This window comes from Streptomyces sp. NPDC097619 (assembly GCF_040302735.1).
Taxonomy (GTDB): domain Bacteria; phylum Actinomycetota; class Actinomycetes; order Streptomycetales; family Streptomycetaceae; genus Streptomyces.
On the sequence record NZ_JBEOSD010000015.1, the window covers coordinates 1 to 20,603 of the forward strand.

Annotated in this window: 17 protein-coding genes and 1 riboswitch; of the genes, 9 read left to right on the plus strand and 8 right to left on the minus strand. The window is 71.3% G+C overall.

The window, feature by feature from the left end; translation table 11 throughout:
* Window positions 1–16: 16 nt before the first annotated feature.
* The 3 genes from ABTZ17_RS06480 (at window position 17) to def (ending at window position 3,126) form a co-directional block, all read left to right on the plus strand.
* On the plus strand, window positions 17–1,309 hold the full coding sequence (locus ABTZ17_RS06480; RefSeq protein ID WP_352194438.1) for an HD-GYP domain-containing protein: 1,293 nt from the start codon (window positions 17–19) through the stop codon (window positions 1,307–1,309).
* Window positions 1,310–1,425: 116 nt separating this feature from the next.
* Entirely contained in the window at window positions 1,426–2,424 is a 999-nt protein-coding gene (locus tag ABTZ17_RS06485) for a tetratricopeptide repeat protein (protein WP_352194376.1), read from the plus strand.
* A 57-nt stretch (window positions 2,425–2,481) separates the two neighbouring features.
* Window positions 2,482–3,126: a peptide deformylase gene (gene def, locus ABTZ17_RS06490; RefSeq protein ID WP_352194377.1), complete on the plus strand. Its 645-nt coding sequence runs from the start codon at window positions 2,482–2,484 to the stop codon at window positions 3,124–3,126.
* 123 nt (window positions 3,127–3,249) lie between these two features.
* Here the strand turns inward: def and ABTZ17_RS06495 are convergent, their stop codons facing one another.
* From ABTZ17_RS06495 to ABTZ17_RS06515, 5 genes are all read right to left on the minus strand, one after another.
* Window positions 3,250–4,266 carry a ribonucleotide-diphosphate reductase subunit beta gene (locus ABTZ17_RS06495; protein ID WP_352194378.1) on the minus strand — a complete coding sequence of 339 codons (1,017 nt, stop codon included), beginning with the start codon at window positions 4,264–4,266 and terminating at the stop codon, window positions 3,250–3,252.
* Entirely contained in the window at window positions 4,266–6,668 is a 2,403-nt protein-coding gene (locus ABTZ17_RS06500; protein WP_352194379.1) for a ribonucleoside-diphosphate reductase subunit alpha, read from the minus strand. The genes ABTZ17_RS06495 and ABTZ17_RS06500 overlap by 1 nt, the downstream gene beginning before the upstream one ends.
* 160 nt (window positions 6,669–6,828) lie before the next feature.
* Window positions 6,829–6,951: riboswitch (cobalamin riboswitch) on the minus strand.
* Window positions 6,952–7,105: 154 nt separating this feature from the next.
* A complete protein-coding gene (locus ABTZ17_RS06505; protein WP_352194380.1) occupies window positions 7,106–7,300 on the minus strand; it encodes a YbdD/YjiX family protein in 195 nt (64 codons plus the stop codon).
* Window positions 7,300–9,462 carry a carbon starvation CstA family protein gene (locus tag ABTZ17_RS06510; RefSeq protein WP_352194381.1) on the minus strand — a complete coding sequence of 721 codons (2,163 nt, stop codon included), beginning with the start codon at window positions 9,460–9,462 and terminating at the stop codon, window positions 7,300–7,302. Before ABTZ17_RS06510 ends, ABTZ17_RS06505 begins: the two co-directional genes overlap by 1 nt.
* A gap of 395 nt (window positions 9,463–9,857) precedes the next feature.
* A complete protein-coding gene (locus tag ABTZ17_RS06515; protein WP_352194439.1) occupies window positions 9,858–10,622 on the minus strand; it encodes a GntR family transcriptional regulator in 765 nt (254 codons plus the stop codon).
* Between the two features lie 287 nt (window positions 10,623–10,909).
* Between ABTZ17_RS06515 and ABTZ17_RS06520 the strand changes: the two genes are divergently transcribed.
* From ABTZ17_RS06520 to ABTZ17_RS06535, 4 genes are all read left to right on the plus strand, one after another.
* A complete protein-coding gene (locus ABTZ17_RS06520; protein WP_352194382.1) occupies window positions 10,910–12,202 on the plus strand; it encodes an extracellular solute-binding protein in 1,293 nt (430 codons plus the stop codon).
* A gap of 77 nt (window positions 12,203–12,279) precedes the next feature.
* Window positions 12,280–13,275 carry a carbohydrate ABC transporter permease gene (locus ABTZ17_RS06525; protein WP_352194383.1) on the plus strand — a complete coding sequence of 332 codons (996 nt, stop codon included), beginning with the start codon at window positions 12,280–12,282 and terminating at the stop codon, window positions 13,273–13,275.
* Window positions 13,272–14,141 (plus strand): carbohydrate ABC transporter permease, encoded by an 870-nt coding sequence (locus tag ABTZ17_RS06530; RefSeq protein ID WP_352194384.1) that lies wholly within the window; start codon window positions 13,272–13,274, stop codon window positions 14,139–14,141. Before ABTZ17_RS06525 ends, ABTZ17_RS06530 begins: the two co-directional genes overlap by 4 nt.
* 10 nt (window positions 14,142–14,151) lie before the next feature.
* Window positions 14,152–15,660 carry a glycoside hydrolase family 3 protein gene (locus ABTZ17_RS06535; RefSeq protein ID WP_352194385.1) on the plus strand — a complete coding sequence of 503 codons (1,509 nt, stop codon included), beginning with the start codon at window positions 14,152–14,154 and terminating at the stop codon, window positions 15,658–15,660.
* 81 nt (window positions 15,661–15,741) lie between these two features.
* Here ABTZ17_RS06535 and nagB read toward each other — a convergent pair whose 3' ends face one another.
* Both nagB and ABTZ17_RS06545 read right to left on the minus strand, forming a co-directional pair.
* Window positions 15,742–16,527: a glucosamine-6-phosphate deaminase gene (nagB, locus tag ABTZ17_RS06540; protein WP_352194386.1), complete on the minus strand. Its 786-nt coding sequence runs from the start codon at window positions 16,525–16,527 to the stop codon at window positions 15,742–15,744.
* A gap of 251 nt (window positions 16,528–16,778) precedes the next feature.
* Window positions 16,779–17,540: an SDR family oxidoreductase gene (locus ABTZ17_RS06545; RefSeq protein WP_352194387.1), complete on the minus strand. Its 762-nt coding sequence runs from the start codon at window positions 17,538–17,540 to the stop codon at window positions 16,779–16,781.
* An 84-nt stretch (window positions 17,541–17,624) separates the two neighbouring features.
* Between ABTZ17_RS06545 and ABTZ17_RS06550 the strand changes: the two genes are divergently transcribed.
* Both ABTZ17_RS06550 and ABTZ17_RS06555 read left to right on the plus strand, forming a co-directional pair.
* Complete coding sequence (locus ABTZ17_RS06550; RefSeq protein ID WP_352194388.1) at window positions 17,625–18,212, plus strand: TetR/AcrR family transcriptional regulator; 588 nt, start codon at window positions 17,625–17,627, stop codon at window positions 18,210–18,212.
* A gap of 387 nt (window positions 18,213–18,599) precedes the next feature.
* On the plus strand, window positions 18,600–20,078 hold the full coding sequence (locus ABTZ17_RS06555; protein WP_352194389.1) for a sensor histidine kinase: 1,479 nt from the start codon (window positions 18,600–18,602) through the stop codon (window positions 20,076–20,078).
* Between the two features lie 160 nt (window positions 20,079–20,238).
* Here ABTZ17_RS06555 and ABTZ17_RS06560 read toward each other — a convergent pair whose 3' ends face one another.
* Window positions 20,239–20,496 (minus strand): WhiB family transcriptional regulator, encoded by a 258-nt coding sequence (locus ABTZ17_RS06560; protein ID WP_003953983.1) that lies wholly within the window; start codon window positions 20,494–20,496, stop codon window positions 20,239–20,241.
* Between the last annotated feature and the right edge of the window lie 107 nt (window positions 20,497–20,603).

Below are 20,603 nucleotides of genomic sequence, written 5' to 3' on the forward strand. Positions count from 1 at the left end.
GCGGCGGGAGCGGCCGGTGAGGAGCCCCGCCCTGCTCGCGGTCCGGGCCGCCGCCGGCACCCTCGCCGCCGCCGCCCTCCTGCACACCTGCTGGTACCGACCCGCCGAACCGGGCCCCGCCCTGGCCTTCGGCCTGCTCATCGCCCTCGGGGAACTGGCCCGCCGGGAGCTCCCCGCCCCGGCGGCGGCCCCGGCCGTCGACACCCGCAGACCCGCCCCGCTCGCCTCCGCGGGCGCCCTCGCCTACGCCCTCCTCGGCCAGAACGCCGGACAGCCCACGCACCACGGGGTGCTCCAGGTGGTGGCCGTGGTGGTGGCCGCGACCCTGGCCGGGGTCGTCCCGCACCTGGCCCGCGGCCGCGGACCGGCGCTGGACCACCTGGCCGGGCGGGTGCTGACCGTCACCTTCGCCGCCCTCTGCTTCCAGCCCCTGTACGACTCAGGGCACCTGGCGGGCCCCCTCGGCCGCGGCCCGCTCCTGGTGCCCTTCCTGCTCCTGGTGCTCGGTCTCACCGCGCTGTGCGGGGCCGTCCTGGCCGCCCTCGCCACGGCGGCCCGCACCGGTCTGCCCTACGGCCGCGCGCTCCGCGAGGAGCTGCGGGCGCTCGCCGGGATCGGCCCGGCGGTCTACGCGGCCGGCGCGGTGCTGGCCGTGGGGGTGGCCGGGGCCGGGCTGTGGGCCCTGCCCGTGCTCTGCGTGCCGCTGCTCCTGACCCAGCTGTCCTTCCACCGGATCGCCGCCGTGCGGGCCACCCGCCACGAGACCATCGGCTCCCTGGCCCGGGCCACCGAGATCGCCGGGTACACCCGCCCCGGCCACGCCCGCCGGGTGGCCGCCCTGAGCCGGGAGGTGGGCCGGGAGCTGGGGCTGCCGGAGCGGGAGCTGACCGTGCTGGAGTACGCGGCCCTCATGCACGACATCGGACAGCTCTCCCTGGTGGACCCCGTCCCCGGCGGGGCCACCGCCGGGCTGCCCGCCGGGGAACGCCGCCGCATCGCCGCCCTGGGCGGGGAGGTGGCCCGGCGCACCGGGGTGCCCCGCCGGGTGGCGGTGGTGGTGGAACGCCAGGCGGAGCCCTATCGGGACCAGCCCCGCGCGGCCCGGATCGTGAGGGCGGCCAACGCCTACGAGGACCTGGTGGGCGGGGCCCGGCACCCGGCCGGCTCACTGGCCGCTCTCGAACAGCTCAGGCTCGGTACCGGTCACGAATACCAGCCGGAAGTGGTGGAAGCCCTGGCCCGGGTGCTGCGGCGGGGCGGTCGGGGGCCCCGTGAAGGTGCCGGAGTGGGCGCTTCCGGACCTGTCTGACCCACGGGTAATGAGCGGCCGTCCGAGTGGGCATGGTTGGATGCGAAGTGAGAGTGTCCGCGAGGCAGCACCGTGTCCCAGTACCGCTGGGAGGTGCCCCCAGGCAGGCGGGAATCGTGAGGATCTTCGGGAAGGTACGGCATCGGCCCTCCGCCTCGTGGCGGCAGGCCACCGACCGCGCGTTCACGCTGATCGGCGACGGCCGGTACGAGGACGCCGGAGCACTGCTGACGCGCGCCGCGGATCTGGAGCCGTGGCTGTCGGAGTCCTGGTTCAACCTGGCGCTCCTCCACAAGTTCCGGCACGACTGGGAGCAGGCCCGGACCGCCGGACTGCGGGCCGTGGCGCTGTTGGACCGGGAGACCGGGGCCCCCGATTGGTGGAACGTCGGGATCGCCGCGACGGCGCTCCAGGACTGGCCGCTGGCGCGCCGGGCCTGGCAGGCGTACGGGCTGAAGGTGCCCGGCGGGGACCGCGGGGCGGCGGCCTCCGGCGGGGAGCCGGTGGGCATGGAGCTGGGCAGCGCGGCCGTCCGGCTCTCCCCCGAGGGGGAGGCCGAGGTGGTGTGGGGCCGCCGGTTGGACCCGGCCCGGATGGAGGTCCTGTCGATCCCGTTGCCGTCCTCGGGGCGGCGCTGGGGCGAGGTGGTCCTCCACGACGGGGTGCCGCACGGCGAGCGGGTCACCGCGGCCGGTCCCTCGTACCCCGTCTTCGACGAGATCGAGCTGTGGGCGCCGTCGCCGGTGCCCACCTGGGTGGTGCTGCTGGAAGCGGCGACCGAGGCCGACCGGGACGCCCTGGAGCAGCTCGCCTCCGACGCCGGGTTCGCCGCGGAGGACTGGTCCTCCTCGGTGCGGCTGCTCTGCCGCACCTGCTCGGAGAGCGCCATGCCCAGCGGGGAGGGCGACGGGGACCACCTGGACCCGCACGACCACAGCGAGCCGGGCCAGCCCGGTCCGCTGGGGCACCGCACCGCCGGATCGGGCTCCCTGTGGGTGCCGGAGCGGGAGTGCGGGATCGCGGCCCCGCCCGGACTGGTGCGCGGGCTCCTCGACGGCTGGGTGGCGGACAGCCCGGACAGCCGCGAGTGGCGGGATCTCGAAGAAGTCTGCTGAGCGGTCCACGTACTCTGTACGGGCACATCGAAGACTTGAGAAGGGCGTACGGCGGACATGGCGCAGCAGGAGACGGACCAGCAGCTCGGCGACGTCGAGGTCAACGACGGCTACGTCGTGGACACCGAGGACTGCGAGGCGCGTGAACTCGCCTACCGCAGCCGCGGCACCGCCCGCCCCATCACCACCGTCGGCAACCCGGTCCTGCACAAGGAGTGCAAGGACGTCACCGAGTTCGGCGAGGACCTGGCCCGGCTGATCGACGACATGTTCGCCAGCCAGAAGGCCGCCGAGGGCGTGGGCCTGGCCGCGAACCAGATCGGCGTGGACCAGAAGGTCTTCGTCTACGACTGCCCCGACGACGAGGGCGTGCGCCACACCGGTGTCGTGGTCAACCCGGTCCTGGTCGACCTGCCGGCCGACCGTCGGGTCCTGGACGACTCCAACGAGGGCTGCCTGTCCGTCCCGACGGCCTACGCCTCCCTGGCCCGGCCGGACTTCGCCGAGGTCCACGGCCAGGACGCCGAGGGCAACCCGATCAAGGTCCGGGGCACCGGCTACTTCGCCCGCTGCCTCCAGCACGAGACGGACCACCTGTACGGCTACCTGTACATCGACCGCCTCTCCAAGCGCGACCGCAAGGACGCCCTCAAGCAGATGGCCGAGGGCACCCCGCGCTACGAGACCGTCCCCAACGCGTAGGCGCCGCACGGCGCGAGCCCCGTACGGCGCGGGCGTCGTACGGGGCGGGCATGCGGGGCGAAGGGCCCCGCACTGGAGCGCATCCGGTGCGGGGCCCTTCGTCGTACGGACGCGGAGCCGCGACTAGAAGTCCTCGTCGAGGTCCACGGTGCCCTCGACCGCCACCTGGTAGGCGGAGGGACGGCGCTCGAAGAAGTTGGTCAGTTCCTGGACGCCCTGGAGCTCCATGAAGGAGAAGGGGTTCTCCGAGCCGAACACCGGGGCGAAGCCCAGGCGGACCAGCCGCTGGTCGGCCACGCACTGGAGGTACTCGCGCATGGACTCGGTGTTCATGCCGGGCAGGCCGTCGCCGCACAGGTCGCGGCCGAACTGCAGCTCCGCCTCCACGGCCTCCTTCAGCATGTCGGTGACCTGCTGCTGGAGGGCGTCGTCGAAGAGCTCGGGCTCCTCCTTGCGGACGGTGTCCACGACCTCGAACGCGAAGTTCATGTGCATGGTCTCGTCGCGGAACACCCAGTTGGTGCCGGTGGCCAGGCCGTGCAGCAGACCGCGGCTGCGGAACCAGTACACGTAGGCGAAGGCGCCGTAGAAGAACAGGCCCTCGATGCAGGCGGCGAAGCAGATCAGGTTCAGCAGGAAGCGGCGGCGGTCGGAGGCCGACTCCAGCTGGTCGATCTTCTCCACCGAGTCCATCCAGCGGAAGCAGAACTGCGCCTTCTCGCGGATGGAGGGGATGTTCTCCACGGCGTCGAAGGCCGCCGCGCGGTCCTCCGGGTCGGGCAGGTAGGTGTCCAGCAGGGTCAGGTAGAACTGGACGTGCACGGCCTCCTCGAAGAGCTGGCGCGACAGGTACAGGCGCGCCTCCGGGGAGTTGATGTGCTTGTACAGGGTCAGCACGAGGTTGTTCGCCACGATCGAGTCGCCGGTGGCGAAGAACGCGACCAGGCGGCCGATCATGTGCTGCTCGGCCGGGCTCAGCTTGGCCAGGTCCGCCACGTCGGAGTGGAGGTCGACCTCCTCGACCGTCCAGGTGTTCTTGATGGCGTCCCGGTACCGCTCGTAGAAGTCCGGGTAGCGCATCGGGCGCAGGGTCAGCTCGAAGCCGGGGTCGAGCAGGTTCTTCCGGTCGGTGGAGCTCATTACTGGCAGGCCTCGCAGGACTCGGGGTTCTCAAGGGAGCAGGCCAGCGCGTCGGCGTCGACGGCCTGCGGGAGGGGGGTGGCGGAGGCCGGGACGGCGGCCGAGCCGGACGCGGCGCGGGCGATCTTGGTCGCGGGGCGCGAGCGCAGGTAGTACGTGGTCTTCAGGCCCTTCTTCCAGGCGTACGCGTACATCGAGCTGAGCTTGCCGATGGTGGGCGTCTCCAGGAAGAGGTTCAGCGACTGGCTCTGGTCCAGGAACGGGGTCCGGTCCGCCGCCATGTCGATGAGGCCGCGCTGCGGGATCTCCCACGCGGTGCGGTACAGGGTGCGGGTCTCCTCGGGGATCCAGCCGAAGCCCTGGACGGAGCCGGAGGACTCGCGCAGGGCCTCGCGGGTCTGCGCGTCCCACACGCCGAGCTTCTTGAGCTCCTCGACCAGGTAGCCGTTGACCTGGAGGAACTCGCCGCTGAGGGTCTCGCGCTTGAACAGGTTGGACACCTGCGGCTCGATGCACTCGTACACGCCCGCGATGGAGGCGATGGTGGCGGTCGGGGCGATGGCCAGCAGCAGGGAGTTGCGCAGGCCGCCGCCGGCGATCCGGGTGCGCAGGGCGGCCCAGCGCTCCGGCCAGTTCAGGTCCACGCCGTAGTGGTCGGGGTGCAGCACGCCCTGGGCGGTACGGGTCTCCTCCCAGGCGGGGACGGGACCGTGGCGCTCGGCGAGGTCGGCGGAGGCCTCGTAGGCGGCGAGCATGATGCGCTCGGCGATCCGGGTGGAGAGGGCGCGGGCCTCCTCCGAGTCGAAGGGCAGCCGCAGCTTGAAGAAGACGTCCTGGAGGCCCATCGCGCCCAGGCCCACCGGGCGCCACTTGGCGTTGGAGCGGCCGGCCTGCTCGGTCGGGTAGAAGTTGATGTCCACCACGCGGTCGAGGAAGGTCACGGCGGTGCGGACGGTCTCGTCCAGGCGCTCCCAGTCGATGCCGTCGGGGAACTCGGGGGAGACGAAGGCGCCCAGGTTGACGGAGCCGAGGTTGCAGACCGCGGTCTCGCCGTCGTCGGTGACCTCGATGATCTCGGTGCAGAGGTTCGAGGAGTGCACCACGCGGCCGGGCAGCGCGGTCTGGTTGGCGGTGCGGTTGGAGGCGTCCTTGAAGGTCATCCAGCCGTTGCCGGTCTGCGCGAGGGTGCGCATCATGCGGCCGTACAGGTCCCGGGCGGGCATGGTCTTGCGGGCCAGGCCCGCGGCCTCGGCCTTGACGTAGGCGGCGTCGAACTCGGCCCCGTACAGGTCCACCAGCTCGGGGACGTCCGAGGGGGAGAACAGCGACCACTCGGCGTCGGCGTTCACGCGGCGCATGAACTCGTCGGGGATCCAGTGGGCCAGGTTCAGGTTGTGGGTGCGGCGGGCGTCCTCGCCGGTGTTGTCGCGGAGCTCCAGGAACTCCTCGATGTCGGCGTGCCAGGTCTCCAGGTAGACGGCGGCGGCGCCCTTGCGGCGGCCGCCCTGGTTCACGGCGGCCACGGAGGCGTCGAGGGTCTTCAGGAACGGCACGATGCCGTTGGAGTGGCCGTTGGTGCCCCGGATCAGGGAACCGCGGGCGCGGACGCGGGAGTAGGACAGGCCGATGCCGCCGGCGTGCTTGGAGAGGCGGGCCACCTGGTGGTAGCGGCCGTAGATGGAGTCCAGCTCGTCCAGCGGGGAGTCCAGCAGGTAGCAGGAGGACATCTGCGGGTGCCGGGTGCCGGAGTTGAACAGGGTGGGGGAGGAGGGCAGGTAGTCCAGGCGGCTCATCAGCCGGTACAGGGAGGCCACTTCCTCCACCGCGCGCAGGCTGTCGTCCTCGGCGAGGCCGCAGGCCACGCGCAGCATGAAGTGCTGCGGGGTCTCGATGACCTGCCGGGTGATGGGGTGGCGCAGCAGGTAGCGGCTGTGCAGGGTGCGCAGGCCGAAGAAGCCGAAGCGGTCGTCCGCGCCGTCCGCGAGGGCGAGGTCCACCAGGGCGTCCAGGCGGACGGCGTGGGTGCGGACGAACTCGACGGTGCGGTCGGCGATCAGGCCCTCGCGGTGGCCGGTCTCGACGGAGGCGGAGAAGGAGACGGCGCCCTGTCCGGCGGCCTCCTCGGCCACGGCGAGCGTGAGCAGCCGGGCGGCGAGCCGGGAGTACTCCGGGTCCTCGGAGATCAGGCCCGCGGCGGCCTCGGTGGCCAGGCCCCGCAGCTCGGCCTCGTCCGCGTCGGCGCTGCGGCCGCGCAGGGCGGCGGCGGCGACCCGTCCGGGGTCGGTGTCGGGCAGGTCCGCGGTGAGGGCGGTCAGCGTGCGCAGCAGCGCGGCACCGGGTCCCTCGGCGGCGGTCTCGGGCTGGTCGGACGCGGCGCGCGGTGCGGAAGGCGCGATGGTCACGTGGGGGCTCTCCCTGCCTCGGCCCGGTGGCCGCGGCGGAGGGATTGCGAGCGCGCGTGCGGGAAGGGCGACGCGGGGCCGGGACAGGCCGGCCCGTGTCTCCGCACGGCGTCCGCAGGCCCAACCGCGAGGCCCGGACGTGTCGTCTCCCGGATCGGACGACCCGGGCAGGCTGTCGGCAGGTCCTCGGACTCACGATGTACGGATGGGTACATCTCACACCGTTGCGGGACAGTTCCGGATTCTCACCGGATTCCCCTGCGGCGACAGCGAGGGAAAGCATACATGTGGGGGCCCCTTGGTGAGGGACCCCCTAGATGTTGTGTCGCCCGATACGCGGAGTCTTCAACTCCTGTCTCTCCGCACAGGGATTTCCGGTTCCGGACAGGCCGCAGGGCCCCGCTGTGAGACCGGCGGGGCCCTGCGTGCGGGGCTCCTCAGCAGCAGCGGAAGCCCTCGCGCGGGTCGGCTTCCCGGGAGTCCGTACGGGCCCGCTCGAAGGCCCGCCGGGTCATGACCTCCGCCGTCGGGTCGTGGCCGCGGGCGTGGGCCACGTAGCGGTCGTAGGCCGCCTCCCCGGAGAACTCGCGGACGTAGAACCTGATGCGGCCGAGGGCCCGGCGCGCGTCCATCAGGAGACCGGCTCCCGGACCCGGCCGTCGTCGCCGGAGCCGTCCCGGGCGGCAGCGGCGGCCAGCTCGGCCTTCTCCTCCGCGGTCGCGAACAATCCGGCCGGGGCGACGAGCTTCGACTCGGTGTACGGGACCTCGTGGAGGGTGACGGTGGCCGGGCGGCGGACCGCCCGCACGCACACCCGGGCGGCGTCCACCAGGACGACGACGATGAGCACGGCGAAGAGGGCGGAGAGCACGCCGTCCACGGTGGCGTTCGTCACCACGGTGTGCATCTCGTCCATGGTCTTGGCGGGGGCCAGGACCTCGCCGGAGTCGATGCCCTGCTGGAACTTGTCCCGCTGGGCGAAGAAGCCCACCCGCGGGTCCTCGGAGAACACCTTCTGCCAGCTCGCCGTCAGGGTCACGGTGGCGTCCCAGACCAGTGGCACGCCCGTCACCCAGGCCCACTTCAGCCGGCCCGACTTCACCAGCAGCGTGGTGCAGACGGCCAGGGCCACCGCGGCGAGCAGCTGGTTCGCGATCCCGAAGAGCGGGAAGAGCTGGTTGATGCCGCCCAGCGGGTCCTTCACGCCGACCCAGAGGAAGTAGCCCCAGGCGCCGACGACCACGGCGCTGGTGATCCACACGCCCGGCTTCCAGCTGATCTGCTTGAAGGGCTTGATGACGTTGCCCAGGGTGTCCTGGAGCATGAACCGCCCGACCCGGGTGCCCGCGTCGAGGGTGGTGAGGATGAACAGCGCCTCGAACATGATCGCGAAGTGGTACCAGAAGGCCTTCATGGAGGCCCCGCCGAACACCGAGGAGAAGATCTCCGACATGCCGAGCGCGAAGGTGGGCGCGCCGCCGGTACGGGAGAGCAGGCTGGCCTCCTCCACGTCCTTGGCGGCCTGCGCCAGGGCGTCGGGGGAGATGCTGAAGCCGAAATTCGCCACCGCCTGGGAGGCGGACTCCACGGTGGTGCCGACCACGCCCGGCGGGGAGTTCACGGCGAAGAAGAGGCCGGGCTCGATGATGCAGGCGCAGATCACCGCCATCACGGCCACGAAGGACTCGGTCAGCATGGCGCCGTAGCCGATCATCCGGACCTGGGTCTCCTTCTGGATCATCTTCGGGGTGGTGCCCGAAGCGACCAGGGAGTGGAAGCCGGAGAGCGCGCCGCACGCGATCGTGATGAACACGAACGGGAACATCGAACCGGCGAACACCGGCCCGTCCCCGCGGCTCGCGAAATCGGTGACGGCGGGCATCTTCATGACCGGCATGGCGAGGACCACGCCCACCGCGAGCAGTGCGATCGTGCCCACCTTCATGAAGGTGGAGAGGTAGTCGCGGGGCGCCAGCAGCAGCCACACCGGCAGCACGGAGGCCAGGAAGCCGTAGACGACCATCCAGATGACCAGGGTCTCCTTCTCCAGGGTGAAGAAGTCCGCCCAGGAGGACTCGGCGACCCAGCCGCCCGCGATGATCGCGAGCAGCAGCAGGGCCACGCCGATCAGGGACACCTCGGTGACCCGGCCCGGCCGCAACACCCTCAGGTACACGCCCATGAACAGCGCGATGGGGATGGTCATGCCGATGGAGAAGACGCCCCAGGGCGAGTGGGCGAGGGCGTTGACGATGATCAGCGCCAGCACCGCGAGCAGGATGATCATGATGGCGAAGACGGCCACCAGGGCCGCGGCGCCGCCGAAGGGCCCGATCTCCTCGCGGGCCATCTGCCCCAGGGAGCGCCCGTCCCGGCGGGTGGAGAAGAACAGCGTGACCATGTCCTGCACGGCGCCCGCGAAGATCACGCCCGCCACGATCCAGATGGTGCCCGGCAGATAGCCCATCTGCGCCGCCAGGACCGGTCCGACCAGCGGCCCGGCGCCCGCGACGGCGGCGAAGTGGTGGCCGAAGAGCACCCGGCGGTCGGTCGGGTGGAAGTCCACCCCGTTGTCCAGGCGTTCGGCGGGGGTGGCCCGCGTCTTGTCCACGCGCAGCACTCGCTGGGAGATGAAGCGCGCGTAGAAGCGGTAGCCGATGGCGTACGAGCCCAGGGCCGCGGCCAACAGCCAGGCGGCGGAGACCTCCTCGCCCCGGGAGAGCGCGAGCACCGCCCAACCCGCCGCGCCCACGAGGGCCACGAGCGCCCAGACGGCGATCGCCTTGGGGGTCATGCGGCCCGGAGGCGCTCCGGAAGGAGAGGGCGGGCCCGCCGTATCGGCCGGACCCGCCACATCCCGTTCTGTCCCGTTAGATCCTGGTTCCGGCATGGTCCTCGTCCCCTCGTGATCACATGCTTGGGCGCACGGAATCTACGGGGACTTCACTACCGGAGGTAAGACCTCGTCCGGATTCCGGTCCGAGAAGGTCAATTACTGGTCACCTTCGGGTAACCGGGGCCTTCTTTCGAACCGCGGACGGGTTCCATCCGTGCGCGCGTGCGCGTATTCCACGGAATGCGGCGACCGTCGCACGGAATGCGGACGGGATACCGGGAACACCGGGGAATGGCGCCGAGCGCCCGGGAGTGCCGAGGGCTCGGAAGGAATCCGAGGGGGAATCCGCCGGGTCAGACCGCCGGCCGCTGGAGGCGGGCGACGAACTTGTACCGGTCCCCCCGGTACACCGAGCGCACCCACTCCACGGGTTCGCCCTCGGCGTCCAGGGAGTGTCGGGAGAGCATCAGCATCGGCAGGCCCACGTCGGTGCCGAGCAGTCCCGCCTCGCGCGGGGTGGCGAGCGAGGTCTCGATGGTCTCCTCGGCCTCGGCGAGGCGGACGTCGTACACCTCGGCGAGGGCGGTGTAGAGGGACGTGTACTTGACGAGCGAGCGGCGCAGGGCCGGGAACCGCTTCGCGGACAGATGGGTGGTCTCGATGGCCATCGGCTCCCCGCTGGCCAGTCGGAGCCGCTCGATCCGCAGCACCCGCCCGCCGGTGGTGATCTTGAGCAGGCCCGCGAGCGTGTCGTCCGCGGTCACGTAGCCGATGTCCAGCAGCTGCGAGGTGGGCTCCAGGCCCTGGGCCCTCATGTCCTCGGTGTAGGAGGACAGTTGGAGCGGCTGGGAGACCTTGGGCTTGGCCACGAAGGTGCCCTTGCCCTGGATCCTCTCCAGTCGTCCCTCGACCACCAGCTCCTGAAGGGCCTGTCGGACGGTGGTGCGCGAGGTGTCGAATTCGGCAGCCAGTGTGCGCTCCGGGGGCACGGGGGTGCCCGGGGGGAGCGTTTCGGTCATATCGAGCAAATGCCGCTTGAGCCGGTAGTACTTGGGCACGCGCGCGGTTCGAGTGGCTGCCCCGCTCTCCGGTTCCGTGAGCGCCCCTTCGGTGGCCATCGCCGCCCGCCTTCCCGACTCCAGTCTCGTTGCCGTCACCGGCTCCTCCGTTGTGTGCGGTCACATCGTGACATGGGCCGGAGCACGGACCTCGCCCCTCCCTGAGGTGTCGGTCCGATAACGGACTGACACCTCGTTTATTAGACCCTTGACACCCCCAAAGGTCTAGGCCAAGCTCCAGGCTACTGGTCTAAACCAATATGGATCAGATCCCGGCCCCACGGGCAGTACTTGGCGTATGTCGGTCGGCGGGCAGGGGGAGTGCAGGCATCCCTGAGGAGGGTGGCGTGAAGCGCAAGCTCATCGCGGCGATCGGTGTCGCGGGCATGGTGATCGGTCTGGCGGCCTGTGGGGGCTCCGACGGCGACAAGAAGAACGAGGGCGGCGACAAGCCGAAGGCCGCCAAGGAGCTCACCGTCTGGCTGACGGTCGACGCCCAGAACAACTGGCCCGACCTCGTCAAGGCCGCCGACGACGCGATCGTCGCGAAGTACCCCGGCATCAAGATCAACCACGAGTACTACGGCTGGCCGGACAAGAACGCCAAGCTGGACGCGGTCCTCGCCACGGACAAGGCCCCCGACGTCGTCGAGATGGGCAACTCCGAGATGATCGGCTACATGTCCACCGGCGCCTTCGCCGAGGTGGACCCGACGAAGTTCGACAACTCCGCCGCGTGGCTCGACGCGCTCAAGGAGTCGGTCACCTACGACGGCAAGACCTACGGTGTCCCCTACTACGCCGGTGGCCGCGTGGGCACCTGGCGCAAGGACGTCGCCGCCGAGGCGGGCGTGAAGGCCGCCCCGAAGACCTGGGCCGAGCTGACCGGCGCCCTCGACGCCATCCAGAAGAAGAAGGGCGACAAGTTCAGCGCCTGGTACCAGCCCTCGCCGGACTGGTACGCGGCGATGTCCTTCGTCTACGACGCCGGCGGCGCCATCGCGAAGAACGAGGGCGGCCAGTGGAAGGGCTCCCTGTCCTCCCCCGAGTCGCTCAAGGGTCTCAAGCAGTACAAGGAGATCCTCGACAAGTACATGCACGGCGACAAGACCAAGGACGAGGCCGACCGCCCGGTCGTCTTCGGCCAGGGCAACGCCGCCGCGATCTTCGCCGCCGCCTGGGAAGGCGCCACCTCGGCCACCCCGGAGAACGACAAGGTCGGCAAGCTCGCCGACAAGCTCGAGAACTTCGTGATGCCCGGCCCGAACGGCAAGAACCTCCCCGTCTTCCTCGGCGGTTCGGACCTGGCGATCCCGTCCAAGTCCGACGCGCAGGACGTGGCCGGCGAGTGGATCAACGCCTTCACCGGTGCCAAGGGCCAGGCCGGCCTGATCGCCAAGGGCAACCTCCCGAACAACAAGACGGACCTCGGTCCGCTGAAGGCCGACCCGAAGACCCAGGTCGCGGCCACCGCCGCCGAGTCCTCCTGGTTCGTCCCCACCGCTCCCGGCTGGGGCCAGATCGAGAAGGCCAAGGTCCTCCAGACGATGCTCGTCGAGATCGGCAACGGCAAGAAGTCCGTCGAGGACGCCGCCAAGGCCGCCGACGCCGCCATCGACAAGGTCATCAACACCAAGTGACCTGAGTGGGCAGGGCCCCGCCGCTTCCGGCGGGGCCCTGCTGCCCGTACAAGAGAGGGACCCCTGAGGAGCGCGCGATGAGTGCCGCACAGACAACCACCGCCGATCTGCCACCCGCGCAGAAGACTCCGTCCCCGGGGACGGACACAGGGAGAGCGGGCAAGGCGGCCCGGAGCGGCCGCAAGGGGACCGCGGCCACACCGTGGCTGCTGTTGGCCCCCTGCCTGCTGGTCATCGTGCTGGTCATGGGATATCCGCTCTACAGACTGGTGTCCCTCTCGTTCCAGAGCTTCGGCAAGTCCGAGCTGTGGGGCTTCAAGGAAGCCGAATGGGTCGGCTTCGAGAACTTCAGCAAGATCCTCACCGACGGGGTCTTCTGGTCCGTGGTCCTGCGCACCGTGCTCTTCACGGTCGGCGCGGTCGTCCTCACCATGGTCCTGGGCATGGCCATCGCCCTGCTCCTCCAGCGGGTCTCCGGCTGGGTCAAGACCCTCATCAACGTCGCGCTCGTCGCCAGCTGGGGCATGCCGATCCTGGTCGCCACCGCCATCTTCAAGTGGCTGTTCGACGCGGACTACGGCGTCCTCAACTACCTGATGAGCAAGCTGCCCGGCGTGGACATGATCGGCCACAACTGGTTCGCCAGCGGCCCCCAGGGCCTCGCCGTGATCATGCTCCTCGTGGTCTGGGGCGCGGTGCCCTTCGTGGTCATCACCCTCAGCGCCGGCCTCACGCAGGTCCCCAAGGAGCTCGAAGAGGCCGCCCGCCTCGACGGCGCCGGGGCCTGGGGCGTCTTCCGCCACGTGACCCTGCCCATCCTGAAGCCGATCATCGTCATGCTGACCACCCTCTCGGTGATCTGGGACATGGGCGTCTTCCCGCAGGTCTTCGTGATGCGCAACGGCAACCCCGAGGCCGAGTTCCAGCTGCTCACGACCTACTCGTACCAGCAGGCGTTCGTGGTCAACGACTACTCCGGCGGTTCGGCCATCGCGCTCGTGACCGTCCTGCTCCTGCTCGGCGTCGTCGCCGCGTACATGCGCCAGATGCTCAAGATCGGAGAGGTGGAGTGACCCCGACCACCGCGACCCCGTCCGTCGCACGCCGCAAGGGCAAGGGCTTCAAGAAGTCGAAGCTCGGCTGGAACCTCCTCGGCCTCCTCGTCTTCGTCACGGCCGGCTTCCCCGTCTACTGGATGCTGAACACCGCGTTCAAGCCCGCCAAGGACGCGATCGACCCGAACCCGCACTTCTTCCCGACCACCTGGACCCTGGACAACTTCCGCCGGGCCCTGGACATCAACGACTTCTGGGGCCCCGTCGGCCGCTCGCTGGTCGTCTCCGTGGTCGTCGTGGTCATCGGCATCCTGGTCGGCATGCTCGCCGCCCTGGCCATCTCCCGCTTCGCCTTCCGCGGTCGCAAGGTGGTCATCGTCGGCATCCTCGCCGTCCAGATGGTCCCCCTCGTCGCGATGATCATCCCGGTCTTCCTGCTGCTCAACGACCTCGGTCAGTACGACAAGCTCACCGGCCTGATCATCACGTACCTCACCTTCATCCTGCCCTTCACCGTGTGGACGCTGCGCGGCTTCATCGTGAACATCCCGAAGGAGCTGGAGGAGGCGGCCATGGTCGACGGCTGCACCCCGACCGGCGCCTTCCTGCGGGTGGTCTTCCCGCTGCTGGCACCGGGCATGGTGGCCACCTCCGTGTACGGGTTCATCCAGGCGTGGAACGAGTACCTCTACGCGCTGATGCTCATGAGCCAGCAGAACCAGACCGCGACCGTCTGGCTCAGCAACTTCATCACCAAGAACGGCACCGAGTTCGCCCCCATGATGGCCGGCTCCACCATGCTCTCGCTGCCGATCATCGCGCTGTTCCTCGTCGTCCAGCGGAAGATGGCCGCGGGCCTGACCGCCGGCGCAGTGAAGGGATGACCCTCCCCCGATGACGATCCTCGCCCACCGCACCGACACCGTGACCCGGGACGCGCTCGCCGTACTCCAGCCGGGCTTCCTCGGTACCACCGCCCCCGACTGGCTGCTGCGCCAGGTCGGCGAGGGCCTCACCGCCGTCGGCCTCTTCGGCCGCAACATCGCCTCCCCGGAGCAGCTCTCCGCGCTCACCGCGCAACTGCGGGCCGAGCGCGAGGACGTCCTCGTCGCCATCGACGAGGAGGGCGGGGACGTCACCCGCCTGGAGGTCCGCGGCGGTTCCTCCTTCCCCGGCAACCTCGCCCTCGGCGCCGTCGACGACACGGACCTCACCCGTGACGTGGCCCGCGAGCTGGGCCGCCGCCTCGCCGAGTGCGGGGTGAACCTCAACTGGGCCCCGTCCGCCGACGTCAACTCCAACCCGGACAACCCGGTCATCGGCGTCCGCTCCTTCGGGGCCGACACCGAACTGGCCGCCCGGCACACCGCCGCCTACGTGGAAGGGCTCCAGGCCGCCGGCGTCGCCGCCTGCACCAAGCACTTCCCCGGCCACGGCGACACCAACGTGGACTCCCACCACGCCCTCCCGCGGATCGACGCCCCGCTGGAGACCCTGTACGCCCGTGAGTTGGTGCCCTTCAAGGCCGCCATGGCCGCGGACACCAAGGCCATCATGAGCGCGCACATCCTGCTGCCCTCGCTCGACCCGACCCGTCCGGCCACCCTCAGCCCGCGGATCCTCACCGGTCTGCTGCGCGAGGAGCTGGGCTACCAGGGCCTGATCGTCACCGACGGCATGGAGATGCACGCCATCGCCGGGACCTACGGCATCGAGCGGGGCTCCGTCCTCGCCATCGCCGCCGGCGCCGACGCCATCTGCGTCGGTGGGGGGCTCGCCGACGAGGAGACCGTGCTCCGTCTGCGGGACGCGCTGGTCAACGCCGTCCGTGAGGGCAGCCTCCCGGAGGAGCGGCTCGCCGACGCCGCCGCCCGGGTCCGCTCCCTCGCCGACTGGACCCGGCGGGCCAGGTCCGCCGCGCCGGGCGCGTCCGACGAGGAGGGGAACGCGCCCGGTACGGCGGACTCCCCGGTCGGCCTGGTCGCGGCCCGCCGCGCGGTCCGCGCCACCGGCGCCCTGACCGCCCCGGTGAAGTCCGCGTACGTGGCCACCCTGACCCCGGAGCCGAACATCGCGGTCGGTGACGAGACCCCCTGGGGCCCCGCCGCCGAGCTGACCGCGCTGCTCCCCGACACCGAGTCCGGCAGCTTCGGCGAGGACCTGCGCGCGGAGGAGGTCCTGGCCGCCGCGGGAGAGCGCACCCTGGTCGCCGTGGTCCGCGACGCCCACCGGCACCCGTGGATGACCGCCGCCGTGGACGCGCTCGTCGCGGCCCGCCCGGACACCGTGGTCATCGAGATGGGGCTGCCGCGGGCCGAGCCGCGCGGTGCGCTGCACATCGCCACCCACGGGGCCTCGCGGGTCTGCGGCCGGGCCGCCGCGGAGCTGATCGCCGGCCTCTGAGCCGGACCCCGCACACGAAGGAAGGGCCGGACCCACGGGGGTCCGGCCCTTCCTTCGTGCCGTCGGTACGGCGCCGCGTGCTTACAGGCCCTGCCACTCCGGCTTGTTCGCGAAGGTGTGGCGGAAGTAGTCCGCGAGCTTCAGCTTGGAGGCCGCGGCCTCGTCCACGATCACGGTGGCGTGCCGGTGCAGCTGGAGCGCGGAGGCGGGGACCAGCGAGGAGACGGGGCCCTCGACGGTCTGCGCCACGGCCTCGGCCTTGCCCTCGCCGGTGGCCAGCAGCACCAGGTGGCGGGCGTCCAGGATGGTGCCGATGCCCTGGGTGATGACGTGGTGCGGCACCTGGTCGATGTCATCGTCGAAGAAGCGCGCGTTGTCCACGCGGGTCTGCTCCGTCAGCGTCTTGATCCGGGTGCGGGAGGCCAGCGAGGAGCAGGGCTCGTTGAAGCCGATGTGGCCGTCCGTGCCGATGCCCAGCAGCTGGAGGTCCACGCCGCCGGCCTCGGCCAGGGCGAGGTCGTACGCCTCGCAGGCGCCCACGATGTCCTCGGCGGAGCCGTCCGGGCCCATGAAGGAGGACTCGGAGAGGCCCAGCGGCTCGACCACCTCGCGCAGCACCACCGAACGGTAGGACTCCGGGTGCCCGGCGGGCAGCCCGACGTACTCGTCCAGCTGGCAGATCCGGGCGCGGGAGGCGTCGACCTCGCCGGCACGGACCTTGGCGGCGAGGGCCTCGTAGATGGGCAGCGGGGTGGAGCCGGTGGCGACGCCGAGCAGGGCGTCGGGCTTGCGTCGGACCAGGGCGGCCATGGCCTCCGCGATGAGCTCGCCGCCTGCCTTGGCGTCCGGGACGATGACAACTTCCACGCTGGGCCTGCCGATCTGAGAGGAGAGTGGGCATGTGTGGTATAGACCAATCAAATCTAGCAGAGCGGGGCCCGTGCCGCGGCTTCCGTCCGCGCTCCGGACGGTCCGCCGACCCGCTCCGATGACTCCATGGTGGGCGCTCGGCGCCCGCCCGGCCTCCCGGCGACCCTGCGGGGCGCGCGGAGCGGCGGGGGGCGCCCCGGGGGCGTCCGGGGCCGCCCCCGCCCCGGCCCCGGACGCCTCCGGCTCCGTCAGAGCAGGGCCAGCTGGAGCCCGCCGGTGGCGTTCAGGTGCTGGCCGGTGACCCAGCGGGAATCCGGTGAGGCCAGGAAGGCCACCACGTCCGCCACCTCCGCGGCCTCGCCCACCCGTCCGAAGACGGACCGCGAGGCGGCGTGCGCCCGGGCCCCGGGATCGGCCAGCCAGCCCCGGTTCAGATCGGTCTCGGTGATGCCGGGGCCCACCGAGTTCACGGTGATCCCGCGCGGGGCCAGCTCCGCGGCCAGGGAGCGGGTCAGCGCGTTCACGGCCCCCTTGGCCATGACCGTGGCGAGGATCTGCGGCAGGGCGATGTCCGGGGTGCCCGTGACGTTCACGATCCGGCCCCCGTCCGGCAGCCGGTGCAGCCCCTGCCGGATCACGAAGAAGGGGGCCTTGGCGTTGAGGGCCAGGGCCCGGTCCCAGGTCTCCTCGTCCGTGCCGGCCAGGTCCGCGAAGGCGGCGGCCCCGGCGTTGTTCACCAGCACGTCCACCCGCTCGGTGTGCTCCGGGTGCGCCTCGTAGGCGGTCCAGAGGGCGGCCGCGTCCCCGGGGACGCCCAGCTCGGCGCGGAACGCGAAGGCCCGCCCGCCCTCGGCCCGGACCGTGGCCACCGTCTCCTCCGCCGCCGCCCGGTCCCGTCCGTAGTGCACGGCCACCCGGGCCCCGTCCCGCCCCAGCCGCTCGGCGATCGCCCGTCCGATGCCCCGGCTGCCGCCCGTGACCAGAGCCGTCTTTCCGCTGAGCACGCCCATGACGCGCCCCCCTCCTGTTTGTGTAGTGGTCGCTACAGAAAGGGACCGTATCAGATTCCCTAGCGGGCGCTATAGAATTCGTGCATGGTGACCGGACAGCGCGGCAGACCCCGTTCCTTCGACCGCGAGGCGGCCCTCGGGCTGGCCCTTACGGCCTTCTGGGAGCGCGGCTACGAGAACACCTCCGTCGCCGACCTGACCCGCGAGATGGGCATCACGCCCCCCAGCCTCTACGCCGCCTTCGGTGACAAGCGGGCCCTGTTCGACGAGGTCGTGACCGCCTACGCGGCCCGCTACGCCGGATTCCTGGGGGTCGCCCTGGCCGAGGAGCCCACCGCCCGCGCCGCCGTGGCACGGGTGCTGCGCGAGGCGGCCGAGATCTACACGGACCCCGCCCACCCGGCCGGCTGCCTGGTCGTGAGCACGGTGCACTGCGGGGTCCCGGAGATCTCCGAGGCCATGCGCGAGCGCCGCAACGCCACCATCGAGGCGGTGCGGACGCGGATCGCCGCGGACGTGGCGGCGGGGGTGCTGCCCCCGGGCACCGACCCCGCCGCGCTGGCCCGGTTCTACGCGGCGGTGGTCCAGGGGATGTCCCAGCAGGCCCGGGACGGCGCCGGTCGGCAGGAGCTGCTGGCGGTGGCGGAGCGGGCGGTCCTGGCCTGGCCCTGAGGGCTCCGGCGAAGGGGGCGGGCCCCGGGGGAGGGGCCGCGGAACCGGCCCGGAAAAGCCCGCGGGCCACGGTGCCGGGACGGGACCCTCAACCCGTCCGGCACCGCAGCCCGGAGTGTTTCGACCGTCGGGTGTGCGGTTCCCGGCGGCCGGTGGGAGGTGCCTGCGCGGTCAGGGCAGAGCGCGCGGCTACCTCGACTCCGCCCTCCTGTGCGGGGAGGGCGGAAGCTCTTCGTTATAGCAGCATTGTGGACTAGACCAATCTGTTCTGTCCATCCAATGACGGGCCTCGATTTGCCGTCAGTTCCTCCAACATACGCGGTACGGGCCCGTCCTGGGTATTCCCACGAGGAAAGTCACGGTCCGCGCCCGGGTAGTCTCGCTCGTGTGCCCTCCATGAACGATCTCGTACGCCAGCACACCGCCCTCGGCGACACCGACCTCGAGTGGCTCCACATGCTGGTCTCGGAGTGGCAGCTGCTCTCCGACCTCTCCTTCGCCGACCTCGTCCTCTGGGTTCCCACCCTCGACGGCACCCGGTACGTCTCGGTGGCCCAGATGCGGCCGAACACCGGCCCCACCTCCTACCAGGACGACATGGTCGGACACCTGGTGCCCCGCGGCCGCCGCCCGCTCCTGGACGCCGCCCTGGACGAGGGCCGGATCGTCCGCGAGGGGGACCCGGAGTGGCGGGAGGAGGTCCCCGTCCGCGTGGAGTCCATCCCGGTGCGGCGCGAGGGCCGGGTGCTGGGGGTCATCGCCCGGAACACCAACCTGCTCACGGTCCGCACCCCGAGCCGGCTGGAGCTCACCTACCTCCAGTCCGCCTCCGACCTGGCGCAGATGATCGCCGCCGGAACGTTCCCCTTCCCGGGGCAGCAGGTGGACATGGACGCCTCGCCGCGCGTCGGTGACGGCCTGATGCGCCTGGACGCCGACGGCGTGGTCACCTACGCCAGCCCGAACGCCCTCTCGGCCTACCACCGGCTGGGCCTGGCCTCCGACCTGGTGGGCCAGCACCTCGGCACCATCACCGCCGAACTCGCCCCGTCCCGGGGCCCGGTGGACGAGGCCCTGGTCAAACTGGCCAGTGGCTGGGCCCCGCGGGAGACCGAGGTGGAGAGCAACGGCGGGGTCATCCAGCTCCGCGCGATCCCGCTCAAGCCCAAGGGCACCCGCATCGGTTCGCTGGTGCTCTGCCGCGACGTCACCGAACTGCGGCGCCGCGAACGCGAACTGATCACCAAGGACGCCACCATCCGGGAGATCCACCACCGGGTGAAGAACAACCTCCAGACGGTGGCCGCGCTGCTGCGCCTCCAGGCCCGCCGAATGGATTCCGACCGTGGTCGCGAAGCCCTCAACGAGGCCGTGCGCAGGGTGGGTTCGATCGCGATCGTGCACGAGACCCTCTCCCAGAACCTGGACGAGCGGGTCGAGTTCGACGAGATCGCGGACCGGGTGATCGCGATGGTCGCGGAGATCTCCCCGGGGAAGGTGGCCTGCCGCCGGACCGGTCGGTTCGGGATCCTGGACGCCGAGGTGGCCACCCCGCTGTCGATGGTGCTGACCGAGGTGCTGCAGAACGCCCTGGAGCACGCCTTCGCCCCGGGGGAGCAGGGCACCGTGGAGGTGACGGCCTCGCGGACCGGCACCGGACGCACGGACACGCGCCTGTTGATCACCGTGAGTGACGACGGTCGCGGGCTGCCCGAGGGCTTCGACCCGCAGCGGGCGGGAAACCTGGGTCTCCAGATCGTCCGGACCCTCGTCGAGGGGGAGTTGGGCGGCACCTTCGACATGCGCCCGGGCGAGGAGCGCGGCACCCGCGTCCTGCTGGACGTGCCCGCCAGCCCGCAGAAGTAGCGCGCGGGAGGGTCGGACGGGGCGTCGGTCCCGCATCGGCCCCCGCCCGGCCCCGCACAGCACTGAGCCCCTGACCGGTGGTCCCGGTCAGGGGCTCAAGAGCACGTTGCTGAGCGCTACGGGGGTGCTACGCGCTGCGGCTCGAGGCTCGAAGTCGTTGTCAGGCGCTGGCGTTGCGCGCCCGGTTGCGAGCGGCGCGGCGCTTCATCGCGCGGCGCTCGTCCTCGCTGAGGCCGCCCCAGACGCCGGAGTCCTGGCCGGACTCGAGCGCCCACTGCAGACACTGCTCCATGACGGGGCAACGGCGGCAGACGGCCTTGGCTTCCTCGATCTGCAGCAGCGCAGGACCGGTGTTGCCGATGGGGAAGAAGAGCTCGGGGTCTTCCTCGCGGCAAACGGCGTTGTGACGCCAGTCCATGGCTGCTCCATCTCCTTGTATTGCGGGCAGGTTGCTTGTGAATGTGAACGCTTTCACGAATCCCTACGCGAGGGAAGGGCCGACGCCCAGTCGCCTGGTGCGGTCCG